Below are 13,098 nucleotides of genomic sequence, written 5' to 3'. Positions count from 1 at the left end.
GGGAACGTGACCCAGCCCGGAAATCCGGACGCCAGGATGCTCGAAGCGCTCCGCGCCTCGCTCAAGGAGACCGACCGGCTCCGCGAACGCAACCGCAAGCTGACCGCCGCACTGCGGGAGCCGGTCGCGATCGTCGGGATGGCCTGCCGCTATCCCGGCGGGGTGGCCTCACCGGACGACCTGTGGAAGCTGGTCGCCGACGGCAGGGACGGCATCACCCCCTTTCCGGCCGACCGCGGCTGGGACGAGCACCTCCACGACCCCGAGCCCGGCAAGGAGGGCAGGAGCTACACCGCCGAAGGCGGGTTCCTGCACGACGCGGGGGAGTTCGACGCGGGGTTCTTCGGGATCAGTCCGCGTGAGGCGTTGTTGATGGATCCTCAGCAGCGGTTGTTGCTGGAGGGTTCGTGGGAGGCGCTGGAGAGTGCGGGGATCGATCCGGGGTCGTTGAAGGGCAGCCGGACGGGTGTGTTCGCGGGGGTGATGTATCACGACTACTTCGGCAGTTTCGGGTCCGGGAGCATTGTTTCGGGGCGGGTGGCGTACACGCTGGGTCTGGAAGGACCGACGCTGTCGATCGACACGGCGTGCTCCTCCTCACTGGTCGCTCTCCACCTCGCCGTCCAGTCCCTCCGCCAGGAGGAGTGCACGCTGGCCCTGGCCGGCGGGGTCACGGTCATGGCCTCGCCCGGGACGTTCGTCGAGTTCAGCCGCCAGGGCGCGCTGTCGCCGGACGGCCGCTGCAAGTCCTTCGCCGAGGGCGCGGACGGCACGGGCTTCGCCGAGGGCGTCGGCGTACTCGTCGTGGAACGGCTCTCGGACGCGCGCCGCAACGGCCACCAGGTGCTCGCGGTCGTCCGCGGCAGCGCGATCAACCAGGACGGCGCCTCCAACGGCCTCACCGCCCCCAATGGCCCCTCCCAGCAGCGCGTCATCCGCCAGGCGCTCGCGAGCGCGGGCCTGACCGCCGCCGACGTCGACGTGGTGGAGGCGCACGGCACGGGCACGACACTGGGCGACCCGATCGAGGCGCAGGCACTGCTGGCGACGTACGGTCAGGAGCGGCCCGCGGAAAGGCCGTTGTGGCTCGGCTCGGTGAAGTCCAACATCGGGCACACCCAGGCCGCCGCCGGTGTCGCGGGTGTGATCAAGATGATCCAGGCGATGCGGAACGGGGTGCTGCCCAGGACTCTCCACGCCGGCGAGCCGTCGACGCAGGTGGACTGGTCGGCGGGCCATGTCCGGCTGCTGGCCGAGCCTCAGGACTGGCCGGCCGGCGAGCGCCCCCGCCGGGCCGGGATCTCCTCCTTCGGTATCAGCGGCACCAATGCCCACACCATCATCGAAGAAGCACCGGCGGAGCCCGAGCCGGAGCCCGAAGCCGTACCGCCCGTGGTGATCTGGCCGGTGTCCGCGCGCGGCCAGGCGGCGCTGCCCGCCCAGGGCGAGCGGCTGCGGACGTTCATCGAGGAACGTCCGGAGCTCGCACCGGCGGCCGTCGCCCGCTCACTGGGCACCCGACGGGCCGCCCTCGCCGACCGGGCCGCCGTCGTCGGCACCGACCGCGAACAACTGCTGGAGGGCCTGCGGGCCCTGGCCACGGGCGACAGCTCGCCTGCCCTGGTGACGGGCCGGGCACGCAAGGCCGGGCGGACGGCCTTCCTGTTCACCGGCCAGGGCGCGCAGCGCCTGGGAATGGGCGCCGAACTCCGGCAGAACTACCCGGTGTTCGCCGACACCTTTGACGAGATCGACGCCGCCCTCGGCCTCGGCCTCTCCGGCGTCCTCCACGGCACCGATGCCGACCGGGTCAGCCACACCCTGTACGCGCAGACCGGGCTGTTCGCCTACGAGGTCGCGCTCCACCGCCTGCTGGAATCGTGGGGAATCCGCCCCGACGTCCTCGCCGGACACTCCATCGGCGAGCTCGCCGCCGCGCACGTCGCGGGCGTCCTCTCGCTCCAGGACGCCTGCACTCTCGTCGCCGCGCGCGGCCGCCTGATGCAGGCACTGCCGCCGGGCGGCGCGATGGTCGCCGTCCAGGCCACGGAGGACGAGATCAGTCCGTTGCTCACCGGGCGGGTGGGGCTGGCGGCCGTCAACGGCCCCACGTCGGTCGTGCTCTCGGGCGACGAGGCGGAAGTGCTGCGGATCGCGGAGGGCTTCGCGAAGACGAAGCGGCTTGCTGTCTCGCATGCCTTCCACTCGCCGCTGATGGAGGGGATGCTCGACGAATTCGCGGGCGTGGCAGCGAATGTGACGTACCATCAGCCCCGGCTCCCGATCGTCTCGAACGTGACAGGGCAGCTCGCGGAGAAGGACCTGCTGTGCGACCCGGGTTACTGGGTGCGGCATGTGCGCGAGCCGGTCCGCTTCGCGGCAGGGGTACGGGCGCTCGCCGCCGCGGGCGTGAACCGCTTCGTGGAGCTGGGCCCCGACGCCGTCCTGACCGGCATGGCCCAGGAGAGCGCCGACCCCTCCGCCGCGTACATCGCCCTGGGCCGGCGGCACGGCTCGGAGACGACGGCCCTGGCGCAGGGCATCGCGCGGCTGTACGCGGACGGGGGCGCCCCCGACTGGCAGGCGCTCCACCCGGGCACCGCGCGGGCGCCCCTGCCGACGTACGCCTTCCAGCGGCAGCGGTACTGGCTCGACGCGGAGGTCGCCCTGACGGTCGGCTCGCTCGACGTCCCGGAGCGGCCCGTCCCCGAGGAGCCCCCGCGCGACCGGCTGGCGGCCGCGTCCCCGGCGGAGCAGGAGGAACTCCTCGTCGGGCTGATCCGGGCCCGCACGGCCGCCGTGCTCGGCCACACGGGACCCGACGCCGTCGACCCGGACGCCGGCTTCCTGGAAGCCGGCATGGACTCGGTGTCCGCGGCCGAACTCCGCAACGCGCTGGCCACCGCGACCGGCCTGACCCTGCCGGCGGGCCTGGTCTTCGAGCACGGCACACCGGCGGAACTGGCGGCCCATCTCCGCGCGCGGCTCGCGGAGGACGAGCCCGAGGCACCGGATGCCATCAGCGGCCTGCTGCGCAAGGCGGCCGCCGACGGAAACATGATGAAGGGCATGGCCCTCCTGAACGCGGTCGCCGAAATCCTCCCCGGCTTCTCCTCGACGGCCGAACTGACCGGCCTCCCGGAACCCGTACGCCTGGCGCAGGGCTCCGATGCCCCCAAGCTGATCTGCTTCCCCTCTCCGATGGCACTTGGCGGCGCCCAGCAATACGCCCGCTTCGCCGCCCACTTCCGCGGCCGCCGCGAGGTCGTCGTCCCACCTGTGCTGGGCTTCGGCAAGGGCGACCCACTGCCCCTGTCGGTCGACGCGGCGGTGGAGGCTTTCACGGAAGGCGTACGCACCGCTGCCGCGGGCGAGCCCTTCGTCCTGCTCGGCTATTCGTCCGGCGGCCAGTTCGCGCACGCGGCGGCTGAGGCCCTGGAAAAGGCGGGCACTCCGGCGCTGGCGGTCGTCCTGGTGGACACCTACCTCCCGGGCGACGACGACCAGAGCGCACTCTGGCGCCAGATGTTCGAGGGCATGCTGGACCGCGAATCCACCTTCGGCCACTTCAGCGCTGCCCGCTTGGCGGCGATGAGCCGCTACAGCGACCTGATAGTCGACTGCATGCCGGGCGCGCTGTCGGCGCCGGTGCTGTTCGTGCGCCCGGAGTCGTCCTTCGCGACGGGGGAGGGCACGGAGGACTGGCGCGCGTCGTGGCCTGGGGAACACGCGCTGCGTGAAGTGCCGGGAAATCACTTCACATTGCTGGAGGATTCCGCGGTGGCGACGGCGGCGGCGGTCGAGGGGTGGCTGACGGAGGCTGCCGATTCCGGTGTGCCTGCTGCCCGGCCGGCCGTGTAGCATCGCGATCTTCGACAGGGGAGACCCCATCGGAGTCCTTCAGGAGGCGACCTGCCTTCCACCACCGCGGCCGATGCCCGGCTCTGTCGCGCACTGGAGCGCGTACGCAACGTTTTCGGCGGCATGACCGCCTGTCCTTGGGAATCGAACTGCGAGTGTCATTGGGGCAGCCGCGAAGAGCTCGCCCTGCTCAAGATCCCGGATGTGGTGCTCGACCCCGACCTGCTCCACCGGACCTGGTCCGTACCGGACTGGCAGGATCACGCGGCAGTGATGCGGCGCGTCCTGCCGCAGCTCACCGAGGCCCTGGCCCGGGGTGAGGCGTTGCACACGGAGCAGGTCGGCCTGTCGCTGAAGCGGGCCGGATGGCACGACTGGCCCGAGGAGCAGTCCGCGGCTGTCTCGGAGTTCCTGCGAGCGTGGTGGGACCACGTCCTCGGGACTGCGTCGCAACCGGCCCCCGACGTGTTCGAGATATGCGTCACCGCATCCGGCACGGTGACCCCCTGGCTCGCCGCATGGGAGTCCCGAAGGTCTCCCGTCGCCGACCGGCATCTGCTCGACGCCGTCGAGGGGTGGGTGTACGAGCTGGAGGGCGACCGACTCCCGTTCCACTGGTGGTACTTCTACGACAACGAGGCAGCGGTGGTGGGCGAGCTCAACGCCTGGCTCGCCTCGCACGCCCCCGCCCGGGTCGTCGCTCAGGGCGCGCCGCCCGCGCTCGTCGAGCGGGTCCGCCGGCTCGGGATGCCGTTCGAGCTGCGCTGGGACAGCCGAGCGGCGGCCCTCACCTCCTCACCACCGTCACCAGCCCCGCCGCGTGGAACTCCCTGACCCACGCCTCCACATCGGCGCGGATGTCCTCCGCCGGCATCCCCAGGTGCGGAGCCAGCGCCGCCGCCGCGCGGGCCGGTTCCCAGCCGTGCTGCTGTAAGGCGATCCACATCGTCGTACCCGTGGGGCCGCAGTGGTGGTGGACGCCCGTGCGGGGCGAGAAGAGCTCCAGCCGGCCGTCCGCCAGGACGCGGACCTTCAGGGAGCGGTCGGCCCTGACGCTTGTGGGCGCCTCGCGGCGCAGGTTCGGGCCCAGGAGGGGATTGCCCCGCGCGAGCGAGAAGACGATCCGCTGGGGCCAGCGCCGCCATGGGGGCAGGTCCTTCACTTCGCGGACCGATCGCCGAAGCGCGCGCAACACCATGGATCCTCCCGGCAGAGACGGAGCGGCACCAGGACAGGGCGCCGCACTCGACGCTACCGATCAGTGACCCAGTGTGGAACCAGGCTGACTTGACTTCACCTGGAAGGGAAATCGCCTGCGGGGGTAGAGAAACCTCTACCCCCAAGACACCCATCAACGTCATTCTTTCGGCCCGGCCCGGCTTCTAGCGTTGTCCTCAGATCGCGCGAGGTGCGTGACAGTCCGGTGGGGAGCCTCGGTGCAGACACGAGATGACATTCAGCCAGCGACAGCGGTACGGCTGGAAGCGGTCGAGAAGATCTACGGCAAGGGTGACAACCAGGTGGCCGCGCTCAAGAAGCTGAGCATGAGCTTCGGGACCGGCACCTTCACCGCCGTGATGGGCCCCTCGGGCTCCGGGAAGAGCACGTTCCTGCACTGTGCCGCCGGGCTCGACCAGCCCACGTCCGGGTCGGTGACGGTCGGCGGCACCGACCTCGCCCAGCTGGACGAGGTGCAGCTGACGAAGCTGCGCCGGGAGCGGATCGGCTTCATCTTCCAGTCGTTCAACCTGCTCCCCGCGCTGACGGTGCTGCAGAACATCACGCTGCCGCTGAAACTGGCCGGGAAGCGCCCCAACAAGAGCCAGATCCTGATGGTCGTCAACCGCGTCGGCCTGGCCGAGCGGATCAACCACCTGCCCGGTGAGCTCTCCGGCGGCCAGCAGCAGCGGGTGGCGATCGCCCGCGCCCTGGTCACCAAGCCCGCCGTCGTCTTCGCCGACGAGCCCACCGGCGCGCTGGACACCCGTACCGCAGGCGCGGTGCTCACCCTGCTGCGCGAGTCGGTGAACTCCATCGGGCAGACGCTGGTGATGGTCACCCACGACCCCGTCGCGGCCTCGTACGCCGACCGCGTCGTCTTCCTCGCGGACGGGCAGTTCGCCGGTGAGCTGCACCGGCCGACCGCCGACGCGGTCGCCGCCCGGATGACGCGCCTCGGCGCGTGGGACGACGAGCCCTACGAGACCACCACGGTGGCTGGGGGCCTGCACTGATGTGGAGCCTGGTTTTCCGTACGCTGAAGTTCCGTAAGACCGGGTTCATCGCCACCTTCCTCGCGATGTTCCTCGGCGCCGCGATCGTCATGGCCTGCGGCGGGCTGCTGGAGACCGGCATCCGGATGGCGGCGCCGCCCCAACGGCTCGCCGCCGCACCGGTCGTGGTGACCGGTCAGCAGAAGGACGGCTCCACCGCACTGACCGAGCGCAACCGCATCGACCCCGGCCTGGTGGACACCGTCCGCGCCGTGCCCGGGGTGCGCGAGGCCGTCGCGGACGTCTCCTTCCCGGCGACCGTGCTGACCGACGGCAAGCCGGCCACCGGCGAGTCCGACTCCTACGGCCACGCCTGGGACAGCGCCCGGCTGACCCCGTACGACCTCACCAAGGGCGCGGCCCCCGCGCGCGGCGGTGACGTGGTGCTCGACTCCGGCCTCGCGGCCCGCTCGGGCGCCTCCGTCGGCTCGGCCGTCGAACTGACCGCGCACGGCACCACCCAGCGGTACGCGGTGACCGGCATCGCGACCCGGAAGGGCGGCCGGGACGCGAAGTCGGCGCTGTTCTTCTCCGGCGCCGAGGCACAGCGGCTCGCCGCCACCGGCGGGAAGATCGACTCCATCGGCGTCCTGCCGGCCCCCGGCACCGACGTGGCCGCGCTCGGGACGGCCGTGAAGTCGGCGGTCGGCGGCAAGGCCACGGTGTACACCGGAGAGCGGCGCGGGCTCGCCGAACTTCCCGGCACCATGGCCAGCCAGACGACGGTCACCATCCTGGCGGCGATCTTCGGCAGCTGGGCGGTGCTGATCGTGATGTTCGGCGTCGCCTCGACCCTGGGGCTCTCGCTCCAGCAGCGGCAGCACGAGATGGCGCTGCTGCGCGCCATCGGCACCACGTCCCGGCAGGTGCGCCGGATGATCCTGGGGGAGACCGCCGTCCTGTCGGTGGTGGCCACCGCCCTCGCGATCCTGCCCGGCCAGCTCCTCGGCAAGCTGCTCTTCGGCCAGTTGACCGGGCACGGCGTCGTCTCGGACGCGATCACCTTCCACGAAGGCTGGATCCCCGTCGTGGTCGGCGCGGTCGCGGCCGTCGCAGCCGCCCTGGGGGCGACGATGTTCGCCGGGCGGCGCGCGGCCAGGACGAAGCCGGTGGCCGCACTCGCCGAAAGCACGCTCCAGGCACGCTGGTTCACCGTGCCCCGCCTGCTGCTCGCCCTGTTCTTCTTCGCCAACGGCATCACCCTGTCGGTCCTCACCGTCACCGTCATGGAGGACGGCCCCTCCCTCGCGAGCACCGCCGGACCCGCCTCCGTCCTCTTCGCGATCGGCCTGGCGCTCCTCGCCCCCGGCATCACCAAGGGCATCGTGGCGGCACTGCGCTGGCCCGTCCGCCTGCTGACCGGGCTCTCCGGCGAACTCGCCCTCCACAACGCCGCCACCCGCAACGTCCGGATGGCGGGCGCGGTCGCCCCGATCGTGCTGCTCATCGGCATCGCCACCGGCACCCTCTACATGCAGTCGACGGAGGACCACGTCTCCGCCCGCAGCTACGCCAAGGACGTGCGCGCCGACTACGTGCTCGACTCGAAGACCGGCGGCTTCGCACCCGGCGCCGTCGAGGAGGTGCGCGGCGTGCCCGGCGTGGCCGGTGCCTCCGAACTGGTCACCTCCACCGGCCAGGTGGACAAGTCCGGCGGCTCGGACATCGCCCTGCGCGGCGTCTCCGCCGACGGCGTCACCAAGACCCTCGCGGTCGCCCCCGTCACCGGCTCGCTCGGGAACCTGCGGGACGACACGGTGGCCCTGTCGGACAAGCAGGCCGAGAAGTACGGCGTACGCGTCGGGGACCCGCTGCCGCTGCGCCTCGGTGACGGCTCGCGCGTCGAGCCGAAGGTGGTCGCGCTCTACACCGACAACCCCAAGCAGCAGTACATCCTGCTGCCGTCGAGCCTGCTGGCCCCGCACACCACCGACGGGCTGCCCGCGCAGATCATGGTCCGTGCGGCGGACGGCGCCGACCCGGCGGCACTGCGGGAGCGGCTCGACAGGCTCGCGGCCGCGGGACCCGGCGTGGAGGTGGCCGGCCGCTCCACCCTGACCAGCCACAACAACCAGATCCAGCAGATCCTGGTCTCGGCGAACTACACGATCGTCGCCATGATCGTCGGCTATGCGGCGATCACCGTGATCAACGCCCTGGTGGCGGTGACCCGCCAGCGCAGCCGGGAGTTCGGCCTCCAGCGGCTGACCGGCGCGACCCGCGCCCAGGTGATCGGCATGCTGAGCGTCGAGGGCGGCCTGGTCGCCGTCATCGGCACCGTGCTCGGCACGATCGCCGCGGCCACGACCATCGTGCCGTACAGCCTGGTGAAGAACGACTCCCCGATGCCCGCCGGTTCCATCGGGATCTACCTAGCCATCATCGGCGGGGCCCTGCTGCTCATCTTCGGCGCGACGCTGGTGCCTTCGTGGCGCGGGATGCGCAACCCCCCGATCGAGACGGTGACCAAGCCGGCCTGACCGACGGCGGCCCGCACGGCCGCCGTCCCCCGAACGTCTTTCCCGGGCGGTGCCCCCGTAGCCGCCCGGGAAAGGCACGTCCGGCCCTCGCGAGGGCGCGCCGTCCAGCCCGCTCCCACCGCGGGCGGCAAGGGACGCGCACCCACAACAAGCGGCACGCATAGTCGCATTGTGGACACCGGACGGCTTCACATAGCATGCGACCAGCGGAGACCACCTACTCCTGATGAGGACGACCGGGAACGTGACCCACGGCATCGGCGCATGGCGCGCCCGGGCCCGCCGCGCCGTCGGCGACACGGTGGTCGGAGTGGCCATCGCGGCCGGGGCGCTGGCGGCCCTGGGGTTATTCCTCACGACCACCTACTTCGTGATCCTCTTCGTGATCGGCATCGGCGCGGTCGCCCTGCCGATCGTGACGAAGGGCGTGCGCTGGCTGTGCAACGCCAACCGCCGCGCCGCCGGGCGGTCCGGGGTCCAGGTGAACGTCCCCTACGTGCCCGAGCCGCAGGAGTTCGAGAAGGACATCGTCGGGTGGATGCGCCGCTGCAAGTGGATCCTCACCGACCCGGCCACCTGGCGCGACCTGCTGTGGCTGCTGCTCAACACCGGCGTCGGCATGATCGGCCTGCTGCCCGCCGCGGTGCTCTACTACGCCCTGGAGGGGCTGGCCGTCGCCCTCGGCCTCTGGAAGCCCATCCTCGACGCGACCGGCCACGGCCGCTGGTACTGCTTCGTCACCGTGGACAGCTGGCCGACGGCCCTGCTGGCCCTGGTGCCCACGATCGGCGTGTTCCTCGCCTGGCTGTGGGTGAGCCCGCTGATCCTCAAGACGCACGCCTACTTCACCCGCTTCCTGCTCGGCCCCACCGAGCGCACCCTGCTCGCCTCCCGGGTGCGGCACCTGGCCGAGACCCGGACCACCGCGCTCGACACCCAGGCCGCCGAACTGCGCCGCATCGAACGGGACCTCCACGACGGCGCCCAGGCCAGGCTCGTCGGCCTCGGCATCACGCTCGGGGCGGTCGAGCGGCAGCTGGACCGCAAGCCGGAGGAGGCGCGGCGCCTGCTGCTGGAGGCGCGGCAGTCCTCCGTCCTGGCCCTGCGGGAGCTGCGTGACCTCGTCCGCGGCATCCACCCGCCCGTGCTCGCCGAACGCGGCCTCGCCGACGCGCTGCGCGCCCTCGGCATCGCCAGCCCGCTCCAGGTCGAGGTCACCGCGGACATCCCCGGACTGCCGCCCGCACCGGTCGAGTCGGCCGTGTACTTCTCGGTGTCGGAGCTGCTGACCAACGCGCTGAAGCACTCCGGCGCCGACCACGTCGAGGTCACGGTCTGGCACGAGAGCGACGTGCTGCACGCCCGCGTCACCGACGACGGCCGCGGCGGCGCCGACGCCGGGCAGGGCACCGGCCTGACAGGCATCCGCCGCCGGCTGGCGGCCTTCGACGGAACCCTGGACATCAGCAGCCCCGCGGGTGGTCCGACCATGACGAAGATGGAGATACCGTGCGTGTTGTCCTCGCCGAAGACCTCTTCCTCCTGAGGCAGGGGCTCATCCAGCTCCTGGAGGCGTACGACTTCGAGGTCGTGGCCGCCGTCGACAACGGCGAAGACCTCTCCGCGTCGCTCGCCGAGCACCGGCCGGACATCGCCGTCGTGGACGTCCGGCTGCCCCCGACCTTCACCACCGAGGGCCTCCAGGCTGCCCTGCGGGCCCGGCGCGAGATCCCCGGGCTGCCGATCCTCGTGCTCTCGCAGAACGTGGAGCAGATGTACGCGCGGGAGCTCCTCGCCGACGGCACGGGCGGCATCGGCTATCTGCTGAAGGACAGCGTCTTCGACAACGACCAGTTCATCGACGCCATCCGCAGGGTGGCGGCGGGCGGCACCGCCATGGACCCCGCGGTCGTCGCCCAGCTGATGGTCAGTCACGCGCGGGACGAACCGCTGGGCGCCCTCACGGCACGGGAGCGGAACGTCCTGGAGCTGATGGCCGAGGGCTGCTCCAACATGGCCATCGCACAACGCCTTTGTGTCAGCGAGGGTGCCGCGGCCAAACACATCTCCAACATCTTCGCCAAGCTGATGCTGCCGCAGGACAGCGACAGCAACCGGCGGGTCCTGGCGGTGCTCGCCTATCTCAACGCGTGAGGCCCGTCCCGGCGCGTGAGGGCAAGTCCCGGGGTCAGTGCCGGATCAGCAGGACCACACAGGCCGCCACCGCCGCTAGGACGATCGCCGCGACGCCGTAGGCGAGCCGGTGGTGGCGCAGTACGGGGAGGTAGTGGTCGACCGCGTGGCGGCCGGGGCCGGTGAGGGCGAGGGCGGCCGCGGTGACGGCGATGAGGAGGGTGAACTCCACGCCCTTCGGCGCGAAGAACCCGCCGTCCCACGTCACGTCGAGCGCGTTGATCATCGTGCCGAGGAGCGCGGCCGCGGCGAGCGGGGTGAGCAGCCCGAGGAAGATCCCCGCGCCGCCGAGTCCCTCGCTGAGGCCCGCGACGACGGCCATGGTCTTGCCGGCGGGATAGCCGAGTTCGGTGAACGCCTTCCCCGTGCCGCTGATGCCCGGGCCGCCGAACCAGCCGAAGAGCTTCTGCGAGCCGTGCGCCATCATGATCAGGCCGAGCATGAGGCGCAGCAGCAGGATCCCCGCGGAGAACGCGGTCGCGGACGTGCCGAGCGCGGGCTCGGCGGATGGGTTTCTGCTGCGGAAAGCCATGGTGGTGCCTGCTTTCTCGGGGTGTCCGGTGGTCGGTGTCCCGTCCGCCCCCGGCCCCTCCCGAGGCCCTTCCCCCAAGTGTCTCCCCGCACGGTTCCCTGGGCGCGCCGAGCATCGAACAGGTATGCGAGACACCGCGACTTCCTCATGGAACGTCCATAAAAAATCCAAGGTTTCGGCGCCAGGTAAAGCATTCGGCATCAAGGGACAAACGCTCTTGTTCTGCACATGATCGCCCGATGGGATCGCGACAGCCGCTCCTCGCGGCCCCGCCCCCACAGAGGGAGACTCCATGCACATAGCCCGCCCCCGGCTCCGCGTTCTCGCCGTGGCCGCCGGTACCGCCGCCCTGGCCGCGGCGGCCCTTCCGCAGGCCGGCACGGTGGCCGCGGCCGCCGTGCCGCACACCAAGGTGGTCCCGGCCGTCGCCGGCCACCAGCTGGTCCACGGCCAGGCGAGCCCGGTCCCGACCACGGAGTGCCAGGCCAAGTGTAAGATCGCCTGCTACAACCCGCTGCAGTACCGCAAGGCGTACAACCTCGACCCTCTCTACAAGGCGGGGATCACGGGCAAGGGCCGCACCATCGTGATCGTGGACTCCTTCGGCTCACCGACGATCCAGCACGACCTGGACGTCTACAGCAAGCAGTTCGGGATGGCCAGCACCCCGGTGAAGGTCGTCAAGTGGGGCAACGTCCCCGCCTGGGACCCCAAGAACACGGACATGACCGGCTGGGCCGGCGAGACCACCCTCGACGTGGAGATGGCACACGCCATCGCGCCGGACGCGAAGATCGTGCTCGTCGAGACGGCCGTCGCGGAGACCGAGGGCGTCACCGGCCTGCCGGAGATGATGGACGCCGAGAAGTTCATGATCGACCACGGTGTCGGCGACGTCATCACCCAGAGCTTCGGCGCCACGGAGAACACCTTCCCCGGCTTCGACAAGGGCGACTTCTCCAGCATCAAGAACCTGCGCTACGCCTTCAAGGCGGCCGCGAGAAAGAACGTGACCGTCCTCGCCTCCTCCGGTGACGGCGGCGCCACCGACAACACCGCGGACGGCAAGGGCTACTACAAGGAGCGCGTCAACTCCTGGCCCTCCTCCGACCCGCTGGTCACCTCGGTCGGCGGCACCCAGCTGCACCTGAACGACAAGGGTGAGCGCACCGCCCCGGAGAGCGTCTACAACGACAACGGCGCGGGCGGCGGCGGCCAGTCGCACGTCTTCGGCCGCCCGGACTTCCAGGACGGCGTGGCGAATGTCGTCGGTGACCGCCGCGGCACCCCGGACATCTCCATGGCCGCCGCGGTCAACGGCGGTGCCTGGGTGTACTCCAGCTACGACCCCGCCGCCACCGGCTGGGACGTCTCCGGCGGCACGAGTGAGTCCAGCCCCCTCTTCTCCGGCATCGTCGCCCTCGCCGACCAGGCCGCGGGCCACCGGCTGGGCAACATCCACGACGCGCTGTACACGCTGTACGACCGCGCCGCGGACGGCCGCCCCGGCACGGGCATCGTCGACGTGAACGACGGTACGGACAACAGCTACCAGGGTGTCACCGGCTACAAGGCGGTCGACGGCTACGACATGGCGACGGGCGTCGGCACGGTCGACGCGGCCCGTTTCGTCCCGGCCCTGGCGCGGGCGGCGCGGCACGGCTGAGCTTCTGCGTGACCTTGGGGCGCTCCTTGCTGCGGCGGGGGGCGCCCTCAGTCGCCGGGCGGGCTGTTTTGTTCCCCAGCCCCGCCCCTTCCC

9 protein-coding genes are annotated in these 13,098 nt (G+C 71.5%); 7 read left to right on the top strand and 2 right to left on the bottom strand.

Annotated features, from left to right (window positions below; all coding sequences use genetic code 11):
- The first annotated feature begins 6 nt into the window (after positions 1 to 6).
- Both ACFY1P_RS06770 and ACFY1P_RS06765 read left to right on the top strand, forming a co-directional pair.
- Positions 7 to 3,861, top strand: a complete 3,855-nt coding sequence (locus ACFY1P_RS06770) for a type I polyketide synthase (protein WP_390749935.1) — start codon at positions 7 to 9, stop codon at positions 3,859 to 3,861.
- A 123-nt stretch (positions 3,862 to 3,984) separates the two neighbouring features.
- The gene (locus ACFY1P_RS06765; protein WP_390749934.1) at positions 3,985 to 4,695 is read left to right on the top strand and encodes a hypothetical protein; all 711 of its coding nucleotides are present in this window, start codon (positions 3,985 to 3,987) and stop codon (positions 4,693 to 4,695) included.
- Here the strand turns inward: ACFY1P_RS06765 and ACFY1P_RS06760 are convergent.
- Positions 4,649 to 5,059 carry a PqqD family peptide modification chaperone gene (locus ACFY1P_RS06760; RefSeq protein WP_361529173.1) on the bottom strand — a complete coding sequence of 137 codons (411 nt, stop codon included), beginning with the start codon at positions 5,057 to 5,059 and terminating at the stop codon, positions 4,649 to 4,651. The two genes, ACFY1P_RS06765 and ACFY1P_RS06760, sit on opposite strands and share 47 nt — an antisense overlap.
- A 238-nt stretch (positions 5,060 to 5,297) precedes the next feature.
- Here ACFY1P_RS06760 and ACFY1P_RS06755 point away from each other — a divergent pair, with 238 nt between their 5' ends.
- The 4 genes from ACFY1P_RS06755 (at position 5,298) to ACFY1P_RS06740 (ending at position 10,768) form a co-directional block, all read left to right on the top strand.
- A complete protein-coding gene (locus ACFY1P_RS06755) occupies positions 5,298 to 6,095 on the top strand; it encodes an ABC transporter ATP-binding protein (RefSeq protein WP_390749933.1) in 798 nt (265 codons plus the stop codon).
- Positions 6,095 to 8,614 carry an FtsX-like permease family protein gene (locus tag ACFY1P_RS06750; protein ID WP_390749932.1) on the top strand — a complete coding sequence of 840 codons (2,520 nt, stop codon included), beginning with the start codon at positions 6,095 to 6,097 and terminating at the stop codon, positions 8,612 to 8,614. Before ACFY1P_RS06755 ends, ACFY1P_RS06750 begins: the two co-directional genes overlap by 1 nt.
- 226 nt (positions 8,615 to 8,840) lie before the next feature.
- The gene (locus ACFY1P_RS06745) at positions 8,841 to 10,160 is read left to right on the top strand and encodes a sensor histidine kinase (RefSeq protein WP_390749931.1); all 1,320 of its coding nucleotides are present in this window, start codon (positions 8,841 to 8,843) and stop codon (positions 10,158 to 10,160) included.
- Positions 10,124 to 10,768, top strand: coding sequence for a response regulator (locus ACFY1P_RS06740; RefSeq protein WP_390749930.1), 645 nt, complete (start codon positions 10,124 to 10,126; stop codon positions 10,766 to 10,768). Before ACFY1P_RS06745 ends, ACFY1P_RS06740 begins: the two co-directional genes overlap by 37 nt.
- A 34-nt stretch (positions 10,769 to 10,802) precedes the next feature.
- On the opposite strand, the gene ACFY1P_RS06735 is transcribed toward ACFY1P_RS06740, so the two are convergent.
- Positions 10,803 to 11,339 (bottom strand): DoxX family membrane protein, encoded by a 537-nt coding sequence (locus ACFY1P_RS06735; RefSeq protein ID WP_361529188.1) that lies wholly within the window; start codon positions 11,337 to 11,339, stop codon positions 10,803 to 10,805.
- Positions 11,340 to 11,631: 292 nt separating this feature from the next.
- Between ACFY1P_RS06735 and ACFY1P_RS06730 the strand changes: the two genes are divergently transcribed.
- The gene (locus ACFY1P_RS06730; RefSeq protein WP_390749929.1) at positions 11,632 to 13,005 is read left to right on the top strand and encodes a S8 family serine peptidase; all 1,374 of its coding nucleotides are present in this window, start codon (positions 11,632 to 11,634) and stop codon (positions 13,003 to 13,005) included.
- Positions 13,006 to 13,098 lie beyond the last annotated feature (93 nt).

This window comes from Streptomyces sp. NPDC001407 (assembly GCF_042895325.1).
GTDB lineage: Bacteria > Actinomycetota > Actinomycetes > Streptomycetales > Streptomycetaceae > Streptomyces.
This window is presented reverse-complemented; position numbering and strand designations above follow the sequence as displayed.

What these genes read in the sequence shown, in the direction of transcription:
- ACFY1P_RS06760 (WP_361529173.1), bottom strand. Translation starts at nt 5,059, where the DNA reads ATGGTGTTGCGCGCGCTTCGGCGATCGGTCCGCGAAGTGAAGGACCTG.
- ACFY1P_RS06765 (WP_390749934.1), top strand. Translation starts at nt 3,985, where the DNA reads ATGACCGCCTGTCCTTGGGAATCGAACTGCGAGTGTCATTGGGGCAGC.
- ACFY1P_RS06730 (WP_390749929.1), top strand. Translation starts at nt 11,632, where the DNA reads ATGCACATAGCCCGCCCCCGGCTCCGCGTTCTCGCCGTGGCCGCCGGT.
- ACFY1P_RS06750 (WP_390749932.1), top strand. Translation starts at nt 6,095, where the DNA reads ATGTGGAGCCTGGTTTTCCGTACGCTGAAGTTCCGTAAGACCGGGTTC.
- ACFY1P_RS06735 (WP_361529188.1), bottom strand. Translation starts at nt 11,339, where the DNA reads ATGGCTTTCCGCAGCAGAAACCCATCCGCCGAGCCCGCGCTCGGCACG.
- ACFY1P_RS06745 (WP_390749931.1), top strand. Translation starts at nt 8,841, where the DNA reads ATGAGGACGACCGGGAACGTGACCCACGGCATCGGCGCATGGCGCGCC.